Annotated in this window: 24 protein-coding genes and 1 riboswitch; of the genes, 8 read left to right on the forward strand and 16 right to left on the reverse strand. The window is 42.4% G+C overall.

Annotation, left to right across the window (positions count from 1 at the left end; all coding sequences use genetic code 11):
* Window positions 1-5 precede the first annotated feature (5 nt).
* Window positions 6-920, reverse strand: a complete 915-nt coding sequence (gene gspC / locus NE535_RS15730; RefSeq protein ID WP_261299552.1) for a type II secretion system protein GspC — start codon at window positions 918-920, stop codon at window positions 6-8.
* 253 nt (window positions 921-1,173) lie between these two features.
* Between gspC and hslR the strand changes: the two genes are divergently transcribed.
* From hslR to NE535_RS15750, 4 genes are all read left to right on the forward strand, one after another.
* Entirely contained in the window at window positions 1,174-1,572 is a 399-nt protein-coding gene (gene hslR / locus NE535_RS15735) for a ribosome-associated heat shock protein Hsp15 (protein WP_261299553.1), read from the forward strand.
* 44 nt (window positions 1,573-1,616) lie between these two features.
* Window positions 1,617-2,477 carry an Hsp33 family molecular chaperone HslO gene (gene hslO / locus NE535_RS15740; protein WP_261299554.1) on the forward strand — a complete coding sequence of 287 codons (861 nt, stop codon included), beginning with the start codon at window positions 1,617-1,619 and terminating at the stop codon, window positions 2,475-2,477.
* Between the two features lie 241 nt (window positions 2,478-2,718).
* Entirely contained in the window at window positions 2,719-4,281 is a 1,563-nt protein-coding gene (locus NE535_RS15745; RefSeq protein ID WP_261299580.1) for a phosphoenolpyruvate carboxykinase, read from the forward strand.
* A 544-nt stretch (window positions 4,282-4,825) separates the two neighbouring features.
* Window positions 4,826-6,646, forward strand: coding sequence for a M14 family metallopeptidase (locus NE535_RS15750; RefSeq protein WP_261299555.1), 1,821 nt, complete (start codon window positions 4,826-4,828; stop codon window positions 6,644-6,646).
* 108 nt (window positions 6,647-6,754) lie between these two features.
* Here NE535_RS15750 and NE535_RS15755 read toward each other — a convergent pair whose 3' ends face one another.
* Together NE535_RS15755 and NE535_RS15760 are read right to left on the reverse strand one after the other, a co-directional pair.
* On the reverse strand, window positions 6,755-7,645 hold the full coding sequence (locus NE535_RS15755; protein WP_261299556.1) for a hypothetical protein: 891 nt from the start codon (window positions 7,643-7,645) through the stop codon (window positions 6,755-6,757).
* Between the two features lie 131 nt (window positions 7,646-7,776).
* Window positions 7,777-8,058, reverse strand: coding sequence for a GIY-YIG nuclease family protein (locus NE535_RS15760; RefSeq protein ID WP_342454547.1), 282 nt, complete (start codon window positions 8,056-8,058; stop codon window positions 7,777-7,779).
* Between the two features lie 116 nt (window positions 8,059-8,174).
* Between NE535_RS15760 and moeA the strand changes: the two genes are divergently transcribed.
* A complete protein-coding gene (gene moeA / locus NE535_RS15765; RefSeq protein ID WP_261299557.1) occupies window positions 8,175-9,428 on the forward strand; it encodes a molybdopterin molybdotransferase MoeA in 1,254 nt (417 codons plus the stop codon).
* A 9-nt stretch (window positions 9,429-9,437) separates the two neighbouring features.
* Entirely contained in the window at window positions 9,438-10,223 is a 786-nt protein-coding gene (gene moeB, locus NE535_RS15770; protein WP_261299558.1) for a molybdopterin-synthase adenylyltransferase MoeB, read from the forward strand.
* Here moeB and NE535_RS15775 read toward each other — a convergent pair.
* Both NE535_RS15775 and NE535_RS15780 read right to left on the reverse strand, forming a co-directional pair.
* Entirely contained in the window at window positions 10,220-10,402 is a 183-nt protein-coding gene (locus NE535_RS15775) for a DUF2986 domain-containing protein (protein WP_261299559.1), read from the reverse strand. The genes moeB and NE535_RS15775 overlap by 4 nt on opposite strands.
* Before the next feature lie 117 nt (window positions 10,403-10,519).
* Complete coding sequence (locus NE535_RS15780) at window positions 10,520-10,687, reverse strand: YqaE/Pmp3 family membrane protein (RefSeq protein WP_261299560.1); 168 nt, start codon at window positions 10,685-10,687, stop codon at window positions 10,520-10,522.
* Window positions 10,688-10,915: 228 nt separating this feature from the next.
* On the opposite strand from NE535_RS15780, the gene NE535_RS15785 reads away from it, so the two are divergent.
* Window positions 10,916-12,025, forward strand: coding sequence for a GGDEF domain-containing protein (locus tag NE535_RS15785; RefSeq protein WP_261299561.1), 1,110 nt, complete (start codon window positions 10,916-10,918; stop codon window positions 12,023-12,025).
* 71 nt (window positions 12,026-12,096) lie between these two features.
* On the opposite strand, the gene NE535_RS15790 is transcribed toward NE535_RS15785, so the two are convergent.
* The 11 genes from NE535_RS15790 to moaA form a co-directional block, all read right to left on the reverse strand.
* Entirely contained in the window at window positions 12,097-12,783 is a 687-nt protein-coding gene (locus NE535_RS15790; RefSeq protein WP_261299562.1) for a TIGR01621 family pseudouridine synthase, read from the reverse strand.
* Between the two features lie 13 nt (window positions 12,784-12,796).
* Window positions 12,797-14,056 (reverse strand): sensor histidine kinase, encoded by a 1,260-nt coding sequence (locus NE535_RS15795; protein ID WP_261299581.1) that lies wholly within the window; start codon window positions 14,054-14,056, stop codon window positions 12,797-12,799.
* A gap of 49 nt (window positions 14,057-14,105) precedes the next feature.
* Entirely contained in the window at window positions 14,106-14,783 is a 678-nt protein-coding gene (locus NE535_RS15800; protein WP_188843476.1) for a response regulator transcription factor, read from the reverse strand.
* Window positions 14,784-14,797: 14 nt separating this feature from the next.
* On the reverse strand, window positions 14,798-15,313 hold the full coding sequence (locus NE535_RS15805) for a hypothetical protein (protein WP_261299563.1): 516 nt from the start codon (window positions 15,311-15,313) through the stop codon (window positions 14,798-14,800).
* Between the two features lie 167 nt (window positions 15,314-15,480).
* Window positions 15,481-16,587: an ABC transporter ATP-binding protein gene (locus tag NE535_RS15810; RefSeq protein WP_261299564.1), complete on the reverse strand. Its 1,107-nt coding sequence runs from the start codon at window positions 16,585-16,587 to the stop codon at window positions 15,481-15,483.
* Window positions 16,568-17,248, reverse strand: coding sequence for a molybdate ABC transporter permease subunit (gene modB, locus NE535_RS15815; protein ID WP_261299565.1), 681 nt, complete (start codon window positions 17,246-17,248; stop codon window positions 16,568-16,570). The genes NE535_RS15810 and modB overlap by 20 nt, the downstream gene beginning before the upstream one ends.
* Before the next feature lies 1 nt (window position 17,249).
* Window positions 17,250-18,032, reverse strand: coding sequence for a molybdate ABC transporter substrate-binding protein (gene modA, locus NE535_RS15820; RefSeq protein ID WP_261299566.1), 783 nt, complete (start codon window positions 18,030-18,032; stop codon window positions 17,250-17,252).
* Window positions 18,033-18,155: 123 nt separating this feature from the next.
* Window positions 18,156-18,614: a molybdopterin synthase catalytic subunit MoaE gene (moaE, locus tag NE535_RS15825; RefSeq protein ID WP_261299567.1), complete on the reverse strand. Its 459-nt coding sequence runs from the start codon at window positions 18,612-18,614 to the stop codon at window positions 18,156-18,158.
* A gap of 5 nt (window positions 18,615-18,619) precedes the next feature.
* The gene (moaD, locus tag NE535_RS15830) at window positions 18,620-18,868 is read right to left on the reverse strand and encodes a molybdopterin synthase sulfur carrier subunit (protein ID WP_261299568.1); all 249 of its coding nucleotides are present in this window, start codon (window positions 18,866-18,868) and stop codon (window positions 18,620-18,622) included.
* Window positions 18,869-18,943: 75 nt separating this feature from the next.
* Window positions 18,944-19,420 (reverse strand): cyclic pyranopterin monophosphate synthase MoaC, encoded by a 477-nt coding sequence (moaC, locus tag NE535_RS15835; RefSeq protein WP_261299569.1) that lies wholly within the window; start codon window positions 19,418-19,420, stop codon window positions 18,944-18,946.
* A 34-nt stretch (window positions 19,421-19,454) separates the two neighbouring features.
* Window positions 19,455-20,435: a GTP 3',8-cyclase MoaA gene (gene moaA / locus NE535_RS15840; RefSeq protein ID WP_261299570.1), complete on the reverse strand. Its 981-nt coding sequence runs from the start codon at window positions 20,433-20,435 to the stop codon at window positions 19,455-19,457.
* Window positions 20,423-20,556, reverse strand: a riboswitch (molybdenum cofactor riboswitch). It overlaps the preceding gene by 13 nt.
* A gap of 229 nt (window positions 20,557-20,785) precedes the next feature.
* Here moaA and NE535_RS15845 point away from each other — a divergent pair.
* Window positions 20,786-22,435: an electron transfer flavoprotein-ubiquinone oxidoreductase gene (locus NE535_RS15845; protein WP_261299571.1), complete on the forward strand. Its 1,650-nt coding sequence runs from the start codon at window positions 20,786-20,788 to the stop codon at window positions 22,433-22,435.
* The last annotated feature ends 90 nt before the right edge of the window (window positions 22,436-22,525 follow it).

Here is a 22,525-nt window from a genome sequence, read left to right on the forward strand (position 1 = left end):
ACTACTTATTCTGGCAAACTAAACATGATTTCGACCAATTGCCCTTCGCGTTCAACCATAACTGACATTTCGGTTAACTCTGGCAATTGCGCCATCACTTCTAATGCTTGACCCATATCGGTCAAATCAAATCCATTAATGGATTTCGCTAAATCACTCGGTTGAAAACCTGCCTGTTTGAACAGAGCAACATCTTTACCTGGATTCAAGCGATACCCTGCCACTTCACCGTCTTTTTGCACGGGTGAAATAGCGATAAAATCGGTAATTTTACTGGGATCGGCTAACAATTCATCACGTGAGTTAGCCAATTCAGCTGAAAACTCACTATTTCGGCGGTCCACTTGTTGCACATTGCGTTGATTGGTTTTGGCTTGTTGAAGCTGCTGATTCACTTCGCTTTGGGTTGTGTATTTTAAGCCATCAAGCATTAAGGTTTCGTAACGTCCAGCATTGGTAATAATAATACGGTCAGCGTAAACCTCTTTGAGTGACGCTGAAGTCCCTTTAATTTTATCACCCAAGCTATAAGTCTCTTGGTTGCCGCTAGATTCAATAATCGCCAGCCCGTTTTGCTCCGATGTGGAGGCAACAACACCGGTTAGCTGAATAGATAAGTTGGTTTTAGGTGCATCAGTAATCTGCTCAACGACTTCAACCTTTGGCTTGCCGCCAGCGGCGTCCATTTTACCGAATAACAGTAAATCGCGCACAGCATCAAGCTCCACACGCTTAGCGGTGGATGAAGATATGGGGGATGGTTGCCATGTAGCCTGGCTATCAGACATCGGCATTAACTTCCATGTGATTTGCGCCGCAAGCAGCAACGCAACAATCAGACCCACCCAAAAAACGACATTACTCACTTGTTTATGTGGAATAATAGCCGCTTTGGCGATCAGTTTATCTAATAAATCCATAGTCTTGTGGACCCTCTATACTTTTACAGTACAGGCCTCTGTTTATGTTGTTAATTTAGCAATAGCTACTCATGCTAACCTACACTGCAATCAGCAACAAGCCCAGAGCAGATCAATTGGCGAAATACAGCAAAATATGCTAACTTTGCGCGCCTGAAAAGGCTGTGAGGTGTACCTCTTTTTGCAATGATACTTTATCGACATGACGGTAAAATGACTCAGCTTGTGAACTCAGTCCTGTTTTGGAGGTGCTTTGAAAATCGATAATCCAGATAAAACCTCAGTTAGACTAGATAAATGGCTGTGGGCAGCCCGTTTTTACAAGACTCGTGCTTTAGCCAAAGACATGATTAATGGCGGCAAAGTACACTATAACGGCCAGCGCAGTAAATCCAGTAAAAATGCCGAACTGGGTGCAAAGATTCGCATACGCCAGGGGCATGATGATCGCGAAGTGATTATCACTAGGTTATCTGAACAACGCCAAAGCGCAGCGATAGCACAAACACTTTACCAAGAAACCGAGCAAAGCATCACTAAACGTGAATTTAATGCCGAAGCCAGGCGACTAAATATATTAAACAATCCGGCACCAGATCATAAGCCAGATAAAAAACAGCGCAGACAACTTCTGCGTTTTAAAGACTTATAGAATTCATCGATGACTCAACCATCGATTTATAGAAGAGATACGTTATGACTCACGATATGTTACACCGCTACTTATTTGATGATGCAGATGTCCGTGGTGAAGTTGTTCAGCTTCAAGACAGTTATCAGCAAGTGTTATCTGCTCATGATTACCCATTAGCGGTTCAACACTTATTAGGTGAGTTAATGGCCGCCACGTCATTGCTCACCGCAACCATTAAATTTACTGGCGATATTAGCGTGCAGCTACAAGGTGATGGCCCAGTACCTCTTGCGGTTATCAATGGTAATAACAAGCAAGTAATGCGCGGCGTTTCTCGTTGGGATGGTGACATTGCTGATGACGCAAGTTTGCAGCAGATGCTAGGCAAAGGTTACATGGTGATCACACTGACTCCTGATGAAGGTGAGCGATACCAAGGTATAGTGTCATTAGAGCACCCAAACCTTGCAGCATGTTTAGAAGAGTATTTTAATCAATCTGAACAGTTACCTACGCAAATTCAACTGTTTGCCAACGGAAAACAGGCTGCAGGCATGTTATTACAAGTTTTACCGTCTAAATCAGCAAAAAATGAAGATTACGAGCATTTATCAACCCTAACGGCCACGATTAAAGCCGAAGAGTTATTTACCCTAGAAGCTGAACAAGTTCTGCACCGCCTTTATCACCAAGAGCAAGTTCGGTTATTTGACCCTGTTGATGTGACGTTTAAGTGCAGCTGTTCACGCGAGCGCAGTGCCGCAGCTATCCGCACCATTCCACAAGCAGAAGTGGAACAGATTTTAGCGGAAGAAGGTAAAATTGAGATGGGCTGCGAATATTGTTCCGTCATGTATACCTTTGATGGCATCGACATCGCCTCTATTTATGCGGTCAGCCCAAGCAACGATACCCCTCAATAACCTTACAACGTTACACAACCTGTAAGAGTTACATTAAAAAAGGCGCTTTTAGCGCCTTTTTTGTCTTTGTTCGCAACAAAAAACAGATAAACCTGAAAAACTTTCAAAAAAATTACCAAACTGTTCGTTACCCAGCCCTTAACATAAGTTACAATCGAGTTACTGAATGACATACAGGCTTGTCCAACAATAATAGTCTTTCAGAAAACCTCTTTTTGAAGCTTTAGAGCGAAAACGACCTATAAACTTGGAGATTTACACTATGGCGGATGTATCAAACCGCGTTCACCTTAATCCAACAACAGCTCAACTTGTAGAAATTGCGCTTCTTCGTGGAGAAGGTCAACTTACCGCAAACGGTGCATTAGTGGCAAAAACGGGCGAAAGAACAGGACGTTCCCCGAATGATCGTTTTATTGTTAAAGAATCAGGTTCAGAAAGCGAAATCGAATGGGGCAATGTAAACCGTCCATTTGATGCTGGAAAATTTGATGCATTATGGGGGCGTGTAGAAGCCTACTTAGCAGACAAAGAGTTATTTATGTCTGAATTAGAAGTTGGCGCAGATGATGACCATTATTTACCCATTAAGGTCACCACTGAATATGCATGGCACCAGATTTTTGCACGTAATTTATTCATTACTCCAGAAACCTTCAACCGTGGTAACAAAGATGTTTGGCAAATTATTAACGCACCTGGTTTTGTTTGTGTACCAGAGCGTGATGGCACCAATTCTGAAGCTACGGTAATCCTGAATTTTGCAGAACGTAAAGTATTGTTAGCGGGCCTTAAATACGCAGGCGAAATGAAAAAGTCGATGTTCTCAGTGCAGAACTTCCTTTTACCTGCCAAAGGCGTGTTACCAATGCATTGCTCTGCAAACGTAGGACATGATGGTGATACCACTTTATTCTTCGGTTTATCAGGTACGGGTAAAACCACCTTATCAGCCGATCCAAAGCGCTTCTTAATTGGTGATGATGAACATGGTTGGGCGCCTGGTGGCGTATTTAACATTGAAGGCGGCTGTTACGCCAAATGTATCGACCTAAGTCAAAAGAACGAGCCTGTGATTTGGGATGCGATTCGTTTCGGTACTGTGCTTGAAAACGTCGTGCTAGATGCAGACCGTGTACCTGATTATACCGACACAAGTTTAACCGAAAACAGCCGCGCGGCTTATCCGCTTGAGCATATCGCTCAGCGTAAAGAAGAAAACCGCGGTGCAGAGCCAAACTCTGTGGTGTTTTTAACCTGTGACGTTTCTGGTGTATTGCCACCGGTTTCGATACTAAACAAAGAACAAGCGGCATACCACTTCTTATCAGGCTATACCGCGAAAGTCGGTTCGACTGAAATGGGCTCAACGGCCGCAATTCAATCAACCTTCTCTACCTGTTTTGGTGCCCCTTTCTTCCCTCGCCCAGCTGGCGTGTATGCTGAATTATTAATGAAGCGTATCGAGTCTTTTGGCAGCCGTGTTTACTTAGTTAACACAGGTTGGACTGGCGGCCCGCACGGTGTGGGTAAGCGTTTTGACATTCCAACCACGCGCGCAATCGTAGATGCTATTGTCAGTGGCGAATTGAAAGACGTTGAAACTGTGCATATTGATAAGCTGAACTTAGATGTGCCTGTGGCAGTGACTGGCGTTGACAGCAAATTACTTAACCCAGTAAACACTTGGGCGGATAAAGCTGAATACAACAAGTACGCCCAGCAAATTGCACAAGAATTTGCGGCAAACTTTGTAAAGTACGATGTATCAGACGCGATTAAAAATGCTGGCCCTAAAGCTTAACTCCCCTTGCTTTAAGGCAACATTTTAACCGTTTGTAAGCCCTAACTTTGTTAGGGCTTATTTTTTATGGGGTCGTTCCTTATTCAATTCATCAACACCAATACTCACATCATGATGCTTAAGGTAAAAGACATGAGGTTAAGGCAACACACTAGGAGTGTGAAGCCTTAACGATTATTTTTACAGTATGCTGTTAGCATCTGTAACTAAACAGAAATTTTGTGCGGTTATGGATTAACATAAGTAAAATTCAGGGTATATAGCCAAAGCGCTAATGCGGTAAAAATGTTCAACAAGCACTGCCCAAAGATGATGTTAAAAATCAATTTCACTTTGCTCAGTGAATTTTGCTGAGATCGCAAGGCTGCACTCCAGTCGTGACGCTTAATTCGTTTTTATTTAGAGCAAATCCCCACCAGCAAAGAGCTCTACCCTAGTTTGTAACAAGTTTTTAAATCCGCTTTTTTCGATGCAAAATATTGCTACTATGGGTCATTAATTATCTCTTTCAAATCGACCTTATAATAATATTAAGAGAGCCACCATGCGCCTAATCGCTTTATCAACCTGTATTACTTCAATCATACTTTCATCAGCTAGTTTTGCTCAAACACCAACAAGCCATCAATTTATCAACGACGCGATTTTGCCGCCCATTCAGGCCTGGCAAGGTAAAAGTGAAGCACTGTTAGTAAGCCATGATCACCCGTGGGTAACGCCATTTGAGCAACAAGGATACATCACAAGCCCTGATTATGCGCACACCATGCAATGGTTAGATAAACTGGTTAGTCGTAGTGCAAACTTACAAAAAGTGAGTATTGGCAAAAGTCCGCAAGGACGAGATATTTGGATGATTATCGCCTCAAAGGATGGCGCAGCGTCACCGCAACAATTAAACAAGAATAATAAAGCCACAGTACTGGTTCAGGCTGGGATCCATTCTGGTGAAATCGACGGTAAAGATGCTGGCATGATGTTATTACGGGATATGGCTTTTGGGACCAAACAGTCATTACTCGATAACGTAAACTTACTTTTTATCCCCATCTTCTCAGTCGATGGTCATGAGCGCAGCACTGAATACAACCGAGTGAATCAACGCGGTCCAGTCAATATGGGGTGGCGCACCACTGCAACAAACCTTAATTTGAACCGTGATTATGCCAAAGCAGATGCGCCAGAAATGCAGCATCTTATTCACGTAATCAATCAATGGCAGCCAGACTTGTACATTGATGTGCATGTTACCGACGGCATTGATTATCAATATGATGTCACCTTTGGCTATAACGTAGAACAAGGTTACAGCCCTAGTATTTTTAACTGGTTAGAAAATACCTATCGCCCGCAAGTGGAGTCGGCACTAACGGAAAATGATCATATTCCTGGAAAACTGATTTTTGCTAACGACAATGCCGATATGAGCCAAGGGCTTTCGTATTGGAATCCGAGCCCGCGTTACTCAAACGGTTATGGTGATGCACGTCATTTGCCGACAATTTTAATAGAAAATCACAGCCTAAAACCATTCAAACAACGTGTTTTAGGCACTTATGTCATGCTAGAACAAACACTGAAAACGGTTGCAAGCCACGCAGATACATTAACCGCGGCGATCAAACAAGATCAGCAACGTCTATCACCACAAATAACGTTAACTTGGCAAAATGAGCCTCAATCCAATTGGGATTTTAAAGGGATAGATTACCGTATCGAAAAAAGTGAGATTAGCGGTGCTGATGTGGTTCGTTGGGACGGACGTTCCAAATTGTATGCCGCTTTACCGGTGACAGGTAATACCAAAGCGGATATTCAAGTCCAACGCCCAAAGGCCTATTACATTCCGGCTCAATGGGCGGCAGTTATTGATAAATTAACCTTACATGGAATTGAAATCAGCACCTTAACCACACCAGTGAACATTCGCGCCGAGCAATATCAGTTTGAACAACCTCAATTTGGCCAAGCCGATTATGAAAGTCGCCAAACCGTGACCGCGAAACTGAATGCAAGCCTGATTGACATCACTGTTCCTGCGGGTACGGTTAAAGTCAGCACAGCCCAATCTTTGGGTGATTTAGTAATATTGTTACTTGAACCACAAGCAGAAGACTCTTTATTTTACTGGGGATTTTTCAACACAATTTTCACGCGTACCGAGTACATTGAAGATTATGCCGTTGAGCCATTAGCGGTAAAAATGCTGGCCGAAAATCCAAGCCTAAAAGCAGAGTTCGCATTGGCGTTACAAGATAAAGATTTTGCGCAAAACAGCGAAGCAAGGTTGCGTTGGTTTTATGAACGTAGCCCATATTATGATACACAATATCAGGTTTACCCTGTGCTGAGAGAGATAAACTAACCTCTTACCTATATGTAAGCTGTTTATAAAACAGTTACTTATTTCAATCACAGTGTTATTTTTGCCATCATCCACTCATGCTGGCAAAAAATACATCATTCAAACAATTTATTGAATTTCTACACCAGTGTCCACAACAGGAATGCGCCACCATAATTGAGCATTATTGGTTGGCGTAGTGGCTGGTAAATGTGGGTTTACCAACTCAAATATACGGGCGTGGCTTAAACGTTCAAGCGGAAAAATATCTTTAGTAATAGGATGTTGTTTTAAAAATAATGCGAACTTGCCGCTATCAATTAACTGAATAAGACCACGATGAATACGTGTTTGTAATTGGGTGTTTTCTCTTTTAACAAAAAAATACATAGGTAATGGATAACGCAGTAGTACTTTTTCAAATGGAATAAACTCGGCATTCATTGGCGCACTGAGTTCGGCATAAACCTCATTCAATCCTCTTGGAAAATAATCACAGCGGTCTTGTTTGAGCATCGAATACATCAAATTAAAACTGATAACGCGCTCTACAACATAACCATTGAACTCTAATATGTCAGAGTCAGGCCATTGAGAGCCTTGGCATGCTTTAAGTTTTTTGAGTTGTTCGGGGGTATTAATCGCTTCAAATACCGCTAAGTTGTGCTTTTTGATGACTGGCACACGAATGCCTAATAACCCAGCGGTTAATGGTACCGGGACTGCCGCGTAATTTTCTTCTCTTTGAATACTGGTTCCCGCCCAAAAAACATCAAGCATATCTGAGTTAAGTAACTGCAAGCCTCGTGATTGGGATACATTCAGATCAAGGTTAACAATATTCACACTGCCATACTCGTCTTCGGTTTCAGCCATCACCTCTGCAAGTAAATCCTGGTAAAACGAATGGCTTACATTGTCCTCTGATTGAGAAGCTTCAATGCGAATCACATCCTGCGCCTGGATGCTCAACGCCAACATGGACAGCAAAAATGCAGCGATTAACCTGAGGAATATCATATGCGGTTATGCCTTAAAGAAATATTGGTATAGTATAGTGTACTGATTAAATTTAACTCTTCAAATGCATATAAATTAATACTGTTATTACATCGCCTTAATTAAAATAACTTTTTAATTGGTTTTAACCGCTAACTGCAACCGCCCTGAGTAATCAAACTCACTTTTTTATCCCTTGAAAGCTTTTTTATAGCAATTTCACGCTTGGTGGCAGTGCTACGACAGGGTAACGACTCTTGATAAACCAGCAGCAATGGCCCCTTACCTTTGAGATATTTGGCCGCTTTAACCCCGCTACTTTGATGTTCAGAAAATCGTCGAGCAATATCAGTGGTGATCCCTGTGTAAAAGTGACCATTCGCACATTGAATTATGTACAGAAACCATGGCTTTGCTGATTTATTTTGTGGCATAGGTTATAAAAATCTTAAGTTGGATCATAAAACACAGCGATTATCATGGCATACTAACCCATAATTTTATCTTGTCACCTTTAAGTGAAAACAACTGGCTTATAAAGGAATTTCTGATGGTATCAACTCAAGACCCTTGTGCTCAACCTACGTTATTGCATCCCGATGATGCCATTATTCAATTACTTGCCCAAGTTGATGCCACAAATGATTCTGAAGTCGTTGATTTAAGTCATGCTATTGGTCGTGTACTGGCTGAAGATCTGACATCAGGTATCGACCTTCCACCTTTTGATAATTCCGCTATGGATGGGTATGTATTTCGCTTTGATGATTTAGATGCTCAAGCGCAAGAAACTCATCTAACGTTAGTGGGAAGCTCGTTTGCAGGTCACCCATTCAGTGGTAAAGCCCAAAAAAATACCTGTATTCGTATTATGACGGGAGCTCCTGTGCCTGCGGGATACGACACAGTGCAAATGCAAGAAAAGTGCACCGCCAATGGCGAGGTTATTTGCATTGGTCATCCAGCAAGAAAAGGCGCCAATGTTCGAGCCAGAGGTGAAGAACTAAGCGCGGGTACAAAAGTCTTATACAAAGGCACCCAAATTAGAGCTGCTGAAATGGGCGTTATCGCCACAATAGGCCTCAGCCAAATCAGAGTTGTACGCACGATTAAGGTGGCCTTCTTTTCTACCGGAGATGAACTTCGCCCTGTCGGCACTGAACTCGCTCCGGGACAAATTTACGACTCAAACCGTTACTCCATTCAAGGTCTAATGGCCAAAGCGAATGTCGAATGGATTGACCTAGGCGTGATCCGAGATGATAAAGAAGCCATAAGAGCGGCTTTTAAAGACGCGGCATCTCAAGCTGATATGGTAATCACTTCGGGTGGGGTATCTGTGGGTGATGCAGACTACACTAAACAAATCTTATCTGAAGAAGGCCAAATTACCTTTTGGAAATTGGCAATAAAACCCGGTAAACCCTTTGCATTTGGTAAGTTAGGCAAGGCAGTTTTTTGTGGTTTACCAGGTAATCCAGTGTCGTCAATGGTGACATTCTATAAGTTAGTGTGGCCTATCCTGAACAAAATGCAGGGCTTACCAAATAGGGCTGCCATAACCTATCAGGCAAAATTAACCACCGCCATTCGTAAACAGCCTGGCCGAGTAGAATACCAACGAGGTGTGCTTACACAAAATGCACATGGTGAACTTGAGGTGGCAGTGACCGGAGGCCAAGGGTCAGGCATGTTAACCTCTATGAGTATCGCGAATTGCTTTATCAATCTTGCGCAATTCCAAGCCGATGTTGAGGCTGGCACGATAGTGAATGTTGAACCCTTTCACAGCGTATTAAGCTAGGAGCTAAGTATGAGTCAAGCTAGCGATGTTCAACCGACTGACGAGCTTCTTTCAGATAACGAAATGTTACGTTATAGCCGTCAGATATCGATTAAAGCAATGGATATCGACGGACAGGAAAAGTTGAAACTGGCAAAGGTGTTGATCATTGGTGCTGGAGGCTTAGGCTGTGCAGCCAGTCAGTATCTTGCCGTAGCGGGTGTTGGTGAGATGACACTGGTTGATTTTGATACCGTTGAGTTGTCAAATTTACAACGCCAGGTATTGCATCAGGATGCCAATATTGGTCAAGCTAAAGTTGACTCAGCCAAGCAAACACTGAGTCAGCTTAATCCACTCATTACCATTAATACTATTAATGCGCTACTTGATGAAGATCAAATCGATGAGCTTGTCGCGCAACACACCTTGGTATTAGATTGCACCGATAACGTGTTGATTCGTGAACAACTTAATCAAAGCAGCTTAAAGCATCAAAAAACCTTTATTTCTGCCGCTGCAATTAGAATGGAGGGTACGGTCACGGTATTTGATTATCAGCCTAACAGCCCTTGCTACCATTGTTATAGCCAACTTTTCGGAGAGCAACAATTAACGTGTGTAGAATCCGGTATTCTTGCTCCCGTAGTTGGATTAATAGGCTGTATTCAAGCTACTGAAGCCATCAAAGTGATTACCGGTATGGGACACAATCTGTCTGGGCGCATTCTAATGGTTGATGCGATGACCATGGAATTTCGAGAAATGAAGCTAACAAAACAGCCTAAATGTTCAGTCTGTAGCCCAGCAAACTAATCGTCTTTCATTGGTATGTTTGATGGTTCGGTAGGAGGTAAAGCTTCTACCGCAGCTTCTGCAAGTAATGCTCGTTCCGCTTTAGATATATATTGAGGTTTATTGCCAGTCAGTAACTTTTTATTGGCTTTTTTGGCTTTTGACTTAAGTGTTTGGTTAATCTTCTTTTTACGATTCATATTCAGTCAGTTCAAATTGCAATAAATTATTATACCACTTGTTTACTGAATCATTCATCAGGATTGCTGCTTGAACTTTAATGGCTTCACCCGTTCAAGCAGTCAAATACACCATTCCTATTCTTGTATCACAACCCATATTGCATGGATTAATCCTGGTACAAAAAAGAAAATACACAATAAGATATTGATCAGCAGATCTTTACCGGCACCTTTTTTGAGGAACACCGCCACAGGAGGAAGTAAAATCGCAATAATGATTAACAATAATTTGTTTGTGTCCATGTTCTGTCACATCCTAATTTAACAAATTTATACAAGTCATCAGCTTACACACCAAAATAAGGATTAGCCACTACAAAAAGCTATCTTATAGGTTGAAAGCCTACTATTCTAAAAACACTATAATAAAAAAAGATACTCCAATCTAAGCTGATGCCAAACGAGATTAGTTTTATTTATTTACAATTTTTTGGTGTGATTGCCATTACTGGAGCATTTGCTTGGGGGCTAATGACGTCTCCAATTCGTATTGCTCCTAAAGCCAGCCGGCTATTCGCCTTATCGAATTTATGTATGTTTTTCGCTATGGCGTTATTTTATTATCGTTCTGATACCGTCAGTTATTGGCATTGGTATTTTGCCGATATGGTATTTACTTTCGGTTTCTGTTTGCTACGTTGGGGTGGATTACATTTATTTAAACAGAAACTGACATATCAAACTGATATGATTATTTTCAGTGTCACCATTTTAGTGATGTTACTCATTCCCCCTCAGCAAACTTACGCACCTTACTTAATGGTTGTAGCAAGCTTTGGCGCAAGCTTACTGTTTTTCTTTATCACCAAAGACAATTTCAAAGCCATGCGAAAAAGTCTATCAATAACATATTCTGTAATGCTGACACTGCCATATATGTTGGCCACACTATTTTTTGTCAGTCGCTTTCTTTTACTGCTGATTTTTGCCAATAATCTTGCCCTTGTTGAAGCGTTAACCACATTAAAATCACCCATCGTATTGTGGTGTTACATCGGCTTTATCTTGAGTATTAATTGTGTGTTATTTGGTAACGCATTAACACGCTTAGTGTATAAGATCCATAAACTGGCTAAAAAAGATCAACTGACCGGTTTGTGGAATCGCCATGCTTTGATGACAAGATTAGACTTAGTCGACGCACTTTGGCGGCGAGATAAACAAGCCTACAGCTTGTTATTAATGGACTTAGACCACTTTAAAGGTATCAACGATACCTATGGCCACTTAGGTGGCGATGCCGCATTGCGACATATAGCGGCAATTTTACAAAGGTCGCTGCGAAAAGTAGACTTTATCTGTCGTTTCGGTGGTGAAGAGTTTCTGATCATCTTGCCAGCAACCGATGCAGAAAAAGCATATTTTGTGGCTGAAAAAATACAGTCTCAAATTAACCAAAGCGCTCTAAAATGGCAACAACATACCATAGAAGTTCAAGTCAGTATTGGTTACGCCACAATTGCCCGAGGTATTTCTGTTGAGAAGTTATTACAGCTTGCTGACGAGGGGATGTATTGCGCCAAGCAACAAGGACGAAACACTATCAGTACCTTAACGCCTGCGCAGAACACGACAACTTAACAACCTAAATATGCAATCTAGACGAGCAACGTCAATAATACTGCTCTGGTCAGATTATTAAATCACAAGATTTACGGCTTTTGCGGCCAATCCAATTGTGCAGGTAAAGACCAATTATCTTGAACACATTGCTGCATGGGTTCGGTTAAAAAGTAAGCGCCTTCAATCGGTAATTGAGTAAACTGATACTCTTGCTCTAAGTAACAAAAATTCAATTGATAGGCATGTAAATAACAACGATCACTTGTTTGCTTACCATATAAATTATCACCTAATATTGGCACCCCAACACTGGCTAAAGCCACTCTTAATTGATGGGTTTTGCCGCTAAAAGGTTTCAGCAGATAAGCCCTGATACCCGAACCTATCGAGAGTGAGAAAAAATGGGTTATTGCAGGGTTTTCTTTAGTTCGCAGCAGTTTATACATGCTGCGACGTGACTTGGCCATATCCCCAATAATCCACCCCTGCTTTTTTTTCGGCTTACCGGTCGCAATAGCCAAATAATATTTTTGTACCTGGTGGGCGGTAAACATCTGCGTAAAGCGATTGGCCGCTTCGGATGTCTTGGCTAGAATAAGTAACCCTGATGTCGGCGTATCAAGCCGATGCACGGCAAATAACTTAACCCCGAGATCGATTTCAACCTGGGCAACCACTCCCGCTGTGCCATCTTGGCTATGAAAATGCACATTGGCCGCTTTATTAATAATAATAAAATCATCCTGCTGACTGACAATTTGGTACGCACTGGTCAATGTACTATTTCACTTATTTGAAGTGGATGCTCACAAGCAAACCGGGATGATTATCAGTTAATTCTATACTGGCCTGGTGACGAGATAAAATGGCTTTCACCATTGAAAGCCCTAATCCTGTACCTTTGTAGTGTCGACTTGGATCTAGTCGAACCAAGCGCTCAAATACTCTTTCTTTATCTTCATCGGCAATACCGGGACCATTATCAGCAATTTTAATGCATTTATTATCTTGCTCGATATGAATTTTGGCGCCTTCTGGCGAATATTTAATCGCGTTATCCACTAAATTGAACAGCGCCTGAAACAGAAGATATTTATCACCTTGTATGATTGCATCTTCTTTTAAATCAATCGTGAATACTTGATCTTTAGCTTCAGCAATGACATCAGCCATTTCAAACAAGTCCTGGCAAATCTCTTGTAAATGAATAGGCTGTAAATCCAATAACTGCTGACCTTCTTCAATACGGGTTAATGACAGCATGGCATCAAAGGTTGCCAAACAATCATCTAGCTCTTCCAATAATTCGGCGCGCGCATCTTCTAATTCCGCTTGGGGCTTTTCGGACAACTGCTCAATACCAATCCGTAAATGCGACAATGGGGTGCGTAAATCATGGGCAATGTTATCTGTCACGCCACGAACAGCGCGTAAATTTTGCTCCAAGGTATCAAGTACACGATTAAATTGCTGCGCCAACATATCAAATTCATCTTGCTGACGGCTAACGGGCAGACGAGTGTTGTAATGCCCCGCCTCAATTTGCTCACTTAATTGGTTGTACTGTACCAAACGACGAAGAATGGCTTTTGAAAAAATATATCCCAAGGCTAAGGTTAACCCTAGCGTAAATGCCACCGCCCAAAATGCAGCATTAACAAACTTTTCAATCAACATGGCTAATTGATCTGTTCGGGTGGCAATCAACACTGGACCATAATTGGTCATAGCTAGCCCGCCAGTCAAGATATGTAATTTATCAGGACCGCCAGTAAAAATGGGAAACTCTTTTGTTTCAGGTAAAAGCGGCATATTGTCAGGTAAAAACGTTAATGCCCCAACCATATCGACACTGTTTTTCCAGGCAATTAAAGCTGTTTTTGGATCAGATGCCTGAATTTGCGCAGCAAAGCTACGTCGATTAACCGTCAACGCGAGCTGCTGATACCGCTGCATTTCTGCAAACAAATGCGCATCCACTTGATTTTCTTGCTCAATAATCAGTTGTCTATACAAGCTAGAAATAAGCATGACAATCAAAATCGTCACTAGTGTTGAGAAGATTAACGTGATGCGCCAAGCACTGCTTTGGTAAGGCTTAATGCCCTTTGCAAAGACGATATCCAGCACCCCTTACGGTTTCAATTAGCTCACCATGGCCTAACTCTTCAAACTTGCGACGTAGTTTTGCGATATGCACATCAATCACATTAGTACGCGGGTCAAAGTGATAGTCCCAAACCGCTTCAAACAATAATGTCCGGCTGATGACCTGATTTGGATGCTCCATTAAAAATTTCAACAACTGAAACTCTTTAGGCTGCAACATCAACTCTTTACCATCTAAGGTTACATTGCGAGTTAGCAGCTCCATTTTCAGTCCACCCACTTCAATATCGGTAGTGGCGGGTTCAACAACATTACGCTGCGCCAGTTTTTCAGCCCTTACAAGCAACTCGGCAAACGCAAAAGGTTTGGTCATGTAATCATCACCGCCCGCCCGTAAACCTTTTACCCTTTCATCTACATGGCTTAAGGCCGATAAAATCAATACCGGTGTTTTATTTCCGCTGGTTCGCAGTGCAGAAAGCAAAGTTAAGCCATCAAGTTTTGGTAACATGCGGTCCAACACAATCAAGTCATATTGATTGTGTTTTGCCAACGTTAGCCCTTCTTGGCCATCGGTTGCACTATCAACACTATACTGCTGCGCGGTAAATCCTTCAGCCACATATTTCAATGTTGTGGCATCATCTTCTACGATCAAAATACGCATAGTCATAGTCGCAATTAATCCCATTTAAGTAGTGGTAATGGACGGAGATTCTCAATATCAAAGGCAATAACTTTTTTAGCTTCATTACTGAGCATTTGTAATTCTAGATAACTTATTGATAAGTCGTGGTCTAAGTCTGCTTGAAGTAAAAAACCATTTTGATTTTGAATAGCCAAACTGACTAAAGACGAGAATGAAATATTTTTTTCACGCATAAGGCTAACAGCATGCAATATGCTATTGCCCTCGTAAGGCTGACTAGTTTCATCTAGTAGAGCCCCATCTAGCGCACTGTATTCAAATTGATAAAGTCGCTTTGACTCGGTATTAATGGCTGACAGTAAGTAAACTAATTGTTCGTTGTCGATCTCAAGTCCAAAACCGCACAAGGTGCCCTGCTCTTGCTGTTCCCAATGCTCCATAACAGATATCGGCGTTAATAGGCCTTCCTGGGATACTAATGATTGTATCGATGGTGCAGCCATAGATACCAATGGGAACAAGCACAGCGCAACAAGCAACCGAACCATTTTAAGCCTCAAATTTAAAAGAATGCGTACTCTTATACTTTACCTAAGTCCTACTCAAGACCCAAGAAAGTTAAGATTAATAATTGATCATCCAATGTAATGAACAGACGATTATGGGTTACTAGTAAAAAGAAATTCGTGTAGATAAGTGAAGTGGTAAGCTGAAGTTAAGTCTGTAAGACATGAATTTGGTCAGACTTCAATGCCAGCGTGGTTTTTTGACCTTGTTGTAACCCTAATTTATGGCAAAGATGAAGCGGTATGTCGGCATTAATAACCTGTTCGACCCCTGCTATTCTTGCTATCACTCGCACCATTTCCCCCATCACTAACAAAGATTCAATTTCAACATCCAGCTTATTGATGCTTTTGCATAATCGACCGCTAGTGATAGCGTTAAATCGAATCCCCTGGTTAGGAATAACCCAGCGGATCTGTTGCCCAACAGACATCTTAGGCGCATTTTCTGTTGCAATTTGATTATGCCCAAACGTCAGCCATGTCATTGCTCGCCCCTCTTCTTGGGAAACGACCGTGGCATCAAAAATGTTACGAAGCCCCATTTGTCTAGCAACGGCTTCATTTCGAGGGTGCGACATCACTTCAAATGGTCGACCTTGCTGCAGCATTTGTCCCTGACTGATTAAAATCATCCGGTCAGCTAATAATTGTGCCTCATGAATATCATGGGTCACCATGATCACCGGGATGGCTAACTGCGATTTTAATCTCGCTAATTCAATGTATAAACGTTCACGGGTTTCTCTGTCTACCGCAGAAAAAGGCTCATCAAGCAGTAACACTGAAGGTTCTCGAGCTAATGCCCTGGCTAAAGCCACTCGCTGCCGTTGTCCACCAGACAAGTTTGCCGGTAACCTATCGGGTAAGCCATCAAGATTGACCCGCTCAAGCCACTCTAGGGCACGCTGTTTACGTTGCGACTTTGGCACATGATCTAATCCCGCCATCACATTTTGCATTACTGTTAAATGCGGAAACAAGCCAAAATGTTGCGGCACGTAGCCAATATGACGCTGCTGTGGGGTTTGATGAATTTTTTGCTGACTATCAAACCAGACATTGTCACCGTAAGTGACTTTTCCTGATTGGGGCTGACTTAGCCCGGCAATCATTCTCAGTAATGTGGTTTTACCGCCGCCAGAGGGGCCGACAACAGCCAACATTTCACCCGCTTTACAATAAAAATCTGCCTCTAACGGAATAGGCGATAGCTGTGAAAAGTGACAATTCAGATTAGCGACTTGAGTGACCAAGATGGCCTCCTAATCGCCGCGAGAGACTAGTTGTCAGAGCCAATGCACTGATTGCAAACAATAGCAGCACTAACGACATGGTCCCAGCGCCATCAAAATCAAACGCTTGTACACTGTCGTAAATAGCAATTGAGATCGTTTTCGTTTCGCCTGCAATATTGCCGCCTAGCATCAACACCACGCCAAACTCACCAAGCACATGGGAAAAGCACAAAACTAATGCTGTTAATACACCTGGCCAAACCATAGGCAGTTCAACTTTATAAAACAGTGTGAATCTACTCATACCACAACATGCAGCGGCATCTCGTACATCTTTAGGAATGGTTTCAAAAGCGCGCTGAATCGGCTGCACCGCAAAAGGAATATTAACCAAAATAGAGGCGATAACTAAACCTGAAAAGTGAAACACCAGTTGCTGCCCAGTCAACTGTTCAACCCATTGCCCTAACCAGCTTTGATTACCCATACCCACCAACAGGTAATAACCTACCACAGTTGGTGGTAACACTAGTGGCACCATAATCAGCGCTTCAACCCAAGACTTACCTTTAAACTGATGATAAGCCAATGCTCGACCAACAAACAACGCCAGCGGGATCAGTAATATTACCGTGACACTGCTGAGTTTGACCGATAACCACATTGCCTGCCAATCCATACTACTTACCCCCTTCTGGCGCAAATAATGTGTGATTGGTTTCAGAGGCTAATACCGCTTCAGGCACATGAAAACCGTATTTAATTAAAATGGTTTGTGCCACTGGAGTTTGCATGTAATGGTAAAAATCGACCGCTGTTTTAGAGGCCTGTTTCATCAACACCATTCGTTGCTGAATTGGCTGATACAGTGCGTCATCAATGGCTGCATATTGACCAATGCGTTCAAAGTTTGGTGTTAATACCAAAGACAATGGGATAATACCGCCTTGAGTCGAACCACTCACGGCAAACTGCGCCGCTTGAGAGGCATTTTCACCGAGAATGATATATGGCTCAACCGCCTGCCACAAACCTTGTTTTGCTAACACCTGTTGCGCCCGTTCACCATAGGGGGCGTGGGCTGGATTAGCGATAGCAAAACGCTTTAGCTTACCCGATTCAATTAATGCCTTTACCCCAAGTAACTGGCTATCCAAGACTAATGATGAACCTTTCGAAGCCGCAACGGCCAAACGCCCCATCGCATAAATCTGACCTGCGTCTTGGGTTAATCCTGCTTTAACTAATTGATTAGGATAAAACTCATCAGCACTCAGCAACAACTCAAATGGGGCGCCATGTTGAATTTGCGAAACAAAATTACCCGATGAGCCATAGCTTAAACGTACCGTCATGCCCGTATCTTGGGTAAATTTGGCCGCAATATCATCCATAGCAAACTTAACGTTAGCCGCAACAGCAATGGGGGGATTTGAAGAAGAAAACGCAAAATGAGGCTGCATTAAACAGCCTGAAAATATCAATAATATGGCTATTTTGGGGCTTATTTGAATTAACGATTTTGCATAAGCAAATTTTTGTGCAAAAAAACCATAAGCCATATCAGATAGAAATATCATACAAGGTTATGACTGCCACATTTTGGCAGCTTGTTCGTCACTGTCACGGGCATCAACCCAATGGCTACCCTTGTCGCCGGCTTCTAGTTTCCAAAAAGGCGCTTTGGTTTTCAAAAAGTCGATCAAAAACTCACATGCAGCAAATGCCGCTTTTCGATGGGCACTGGTCACGCCGATAAACACAATTTGCTCTCCTAAAGCCATAGTGCCAACACGGTGAATAATGGTGACATAATTTAATGGCCAGCGGGCATGAGCTTGCTCAGTAATTTGCTGCAGTACCGCTTCAGTCATACCAGGATAGTGTTCTAAGGTTAAATCAGTGACGGGGTTACCATCATTAAAGTCACGCACTTTACCGACAAAATTAACCACAGCACCGTCACTGTTGTCACTTGCAAGTAGGGCATATTCTTCAGCAACATTAAAATCTGCCGTTTGCACACGTATGTTTGCCGCTTTCATCACAATTAACCTCCCGTTACTGGAGGAAAGAATGCCACTTCGTCACCATCAGCCACTTCGGTATCCCAATGGCTCATGGTTTGATTAACCGCAACCAATAACTTGTCTGAGGCCATAACTTTAGCCCACTTGTCGTCTTGTGCTGCTAATGCGGCTCTTAAGGATTCAGTGGTAGTGATATCTTCTGCTGAAAATGCAAGTTTAGCTGTGCCCAATAATTCACGAACCTGAGCAAAAAATAATACTTGGATCATAGGGTTTCTCTTCACTGTGTAATAACTTGTTGAATACAACTCGGTCGAGCCTTTAATCAAGCCCCAACCTTAACACTATGCCTTGAAATGGCCGGATTTACCGCCACGTTTTTCCAGTAACTTAACCTGTGAAATCACCATGTCTTTTTGCACGGCCTTACACATGTCATAAATCGTCAACGCGGCAACTGATGCAGCGGTTAACGCTTCCATTTCAACCCCAGTTTTACCTGACAACTTACATAAACTATTAATGCGCACACGATTAAACTCAGGCTCAGCCACTAAATCAACTTCCACTTTAGTTAACATTAATGGATGGCATAGGGGAATAAGATCTGAAGTTTTTTTAGCCGCTTGAATACCCGCAATACGCGCAGTAGCAAACACATCACCTTTATGATGGCTACCACTCATGATCATTTCAAGGGTTGCAGGTGCCATTTCAATAAATGCTTCCGCGCGCGCTTCACGTTCGGTAACCGCTTTTTCAGTGACATCGACCATATGGGCATTGCCATCTGCATTAATGTGGGTAAATGCATTGCTCATGAATTAAAGCCTTTATATTTGAGAGGAGAATAAACTAACCACCAATAGATGCCAGATGTTGAGTCACACCTGTGATCCCTTGATGTAAATAATGGGTTTCTTCTTTTTGAGCCAATTGGCCATGCAAACGTGCAATCAGCTCAGGGCGTTGATCCGCATGTTGTAATAAATCACGCAAATCTAAACCGTTTTCAGTAAACAAACATAAATGCAGCTTACCCTTAGCGGATACACGTAGACGATTACAGCTAGCGCAGAAGTCTTTTGCATAGGGCATAATCAGGCCGATTCGACCTTGGTAATCTGGGCGACTAAAGTTTTGCGCAGGACCGTCATCAACACTAGGCCTATCGTGCAACCACCCCTCAGCCATTAATCGCGCTTTAATATCTGCCCCAGCCAAATGGTGCGCCTTAAAATAATCATGGCCTAAACCGGTTTCCATTAACTCAATAAAGCGCAAGTCTATAGGGGTGTGCTTTATCCAATGCAGAAAACGCGGTAAATCTTTACTATTCAGATCTTTCAATAACACCGCATTGACTTTAACGCGTTCAAATCCCGCTTCTAATGCGGCATCAATACCACGCATCACCTCATCAAACTTGTTTTCACCCGTTATTTGATAAAACATTCGCGGATCTAAACTGTCCACCGACACGTTAATTCGCCTTAAGCCCGCGTCGTACCAAGTTTTAGCGTTTTTCTCTAAACGATAACCATTAGTCGTTGTCGCAACGGTGTGGATATTAGGGTTATCAGCAACTATGCGCACTATGTCAGTAAAGTCTTTACGCAGTGTGGGCTCACCGCCAGTAATACGAATTTTTTGGGTACCGACTTCGCCAAAGGCCGCAACCAGATTTTCAATTTCTGGTAACGTCAAAAAGCTTGGCTTACCATCGGGACGATAGCCATCAGGCAAACAATAAGTGCATTTGAAATTACACACATCAGTGACTGACATGCGTAAATAGTGAAATTTTCGACCAAAACTGTCTTGTAGTTGGGACATGTTAACCTTTCCAAGTGTGGGAGGTGAGTGCATTTCTTTGCCCACCCCGGTGGCATTATTACCACGGCTAAGTACCCATATCTGGTGACGTAGGATAAAAAGCTCGGAGAACCGTCAGCCCTGATTATAGGCTTAAAATGCCACTCACAAGTAGTCCTTTTATTCAATTTGTCGATAATCAAGACAAGTTCCACAGTGAATTGTGACTCGGCTCACGATGATCAAATCGATTGAAATACTGGGCTACCGGATAAATTTACGGTAAGGTTAGTAAAAAGATAAAACGATCGTTTATTCGTCGTAATAAAAACAAAAAAACCCGACAAATCGGGAAATTTAAAGGTGATAAGATGGAACGCGAATCAATGGAGTTCGACGTAGTAATCGTCGGCGCTGGTCCTGCTGGATTAGCCACCGCATGTCGTCTAATGCAAATATCAAAAGATGCTTACAAAGAAATCACCGTCTGCGTGGTTGAAAAAGGCTCAGAAGTCGGCGCGCATATTCTTTCGGGTGCGGTATTTCAGGCAGATGTGTTAGATGAGCTATTTGACGATTGGCGCGATTCAGACTCGCCAGTAAAAACCAAAGTAACCCATGATGACATTTATTTATTTAATTCAGATACCCAGTCACGCTTAATCCCCAACAGCTTAGTCCCTAAAACCATGCACAATGATGGTAATTATATTATCAGTGTGGGTAATTTAGCCCGTTGGTTAGCCGAACGAGCGGAAGCCATGGGCGTTGAGATTTTCCCCGGTTTTGCCGCCAGCGAATTACTGTTTAATGATGACAACAGCGTCAAAGGCATTTTAATCGGCGACATGGGCGTGGGTGAAGACGGTCAACCTAAAGACAGTTACATGCCCGGCATGGAGTTACATGCTAAATATACTGTGTTCTCTGAGGGCTGCCGAGGCCACCTAGGTAAACAACTCATTGAAAAATATCATTTAGATAATGGCAAAACCCCTCAACATTACGGCCTAGGTTTTAAAGAAATTTGGAAAATTCCAGCAGCGCAACATCAGCAAGGTAAAGTGGTTCATACCGGCGGCTGGCCATTAAACAATGGCTCTTCTGGTGGTGGTTTTTTGTACCATATGGAGGATAACCAAGTTGCTGTTGGGTTAATAGTTGACTTGAACTACAAAAACCCACATTTAAGTCCGTTTGACGAGTTTCAGCGCTACAAAACCCATCCGGTTATTGCGCAATATTTAACGGGTGGTGAACGCTTATCTTATGGTGCCAGAGCGATAGCCAAAGGCGGTTTAAACTCGTTACCTAAAATGAGCTTCCCTGGCGGACTGATCATTGGCTGTAATGCTGGCACGTTAAACTTTGCCAAAATTAAAGGTACACACACCGCCATTAAGAGTGGCATAATTGCCGCGAAAACCTTAGGTGAAGGCTTAATTGCAGGCTTAACTGGCGGTAAAGATTTAGACTGTTTCCAAGCACGCTTTGAAGAAAGCTGGTTGCATGAAGAGTTATATCAATCGCGTAATTTTGGTCCTGCATTACATAAGTTTGGCACCTTAATCGGTGGCGCATTTAACTTTATCGATCAAAATTGGTTTGGAGGCAAATTCCCTGTCACCTTCAGAGATGAAACGCCAGATTATGCCAATATGGGTTTAGCCAGCGATTACAATAAAATTGACTATCCAAAACCAGATGGAAAGCTCAGTTTCGATAAGCTTTCATCGGTATACTTATCAAGCACGTATCATGAAGAGAACCAACCCTGTCATCTACGTTTGAAAGACAAGAGTGTTCCGATTGCAATCAACCTCGTAAAATTTGATGAACCAGCGCAGCGCTATTGTCCTGCTGGGGTTTATGAAGTGGTTGAAGAAGAGGGCAGCAAAAAATTTGTTATCAATGGTCAAAACTGTATTCACTGTAAGACCTGCGACATTAAAGACCCAAGTCAAAATATTACTTGGGTAACACCTGAAGGTGGTGGCGGTCCAAACTATCCAAACATGTAATCTTGTTTGATTGTTGGAATTGGCCATAAACAATAAACGCACAATAATTTGTGCGTTTTTTTCGTCTAATGGACTAAGCTTATTTAAGTT

Source organism: Shewanella holmiensis (assembly GCF_025370255.1).
GTDB classification, from domain to species: domain Bacteria; phylum Pseudomonadota; class Gammaproteobacteria; order Enterobacterales; family Shewanellaceae; genus Shewanella; species Shewanella holmiensis.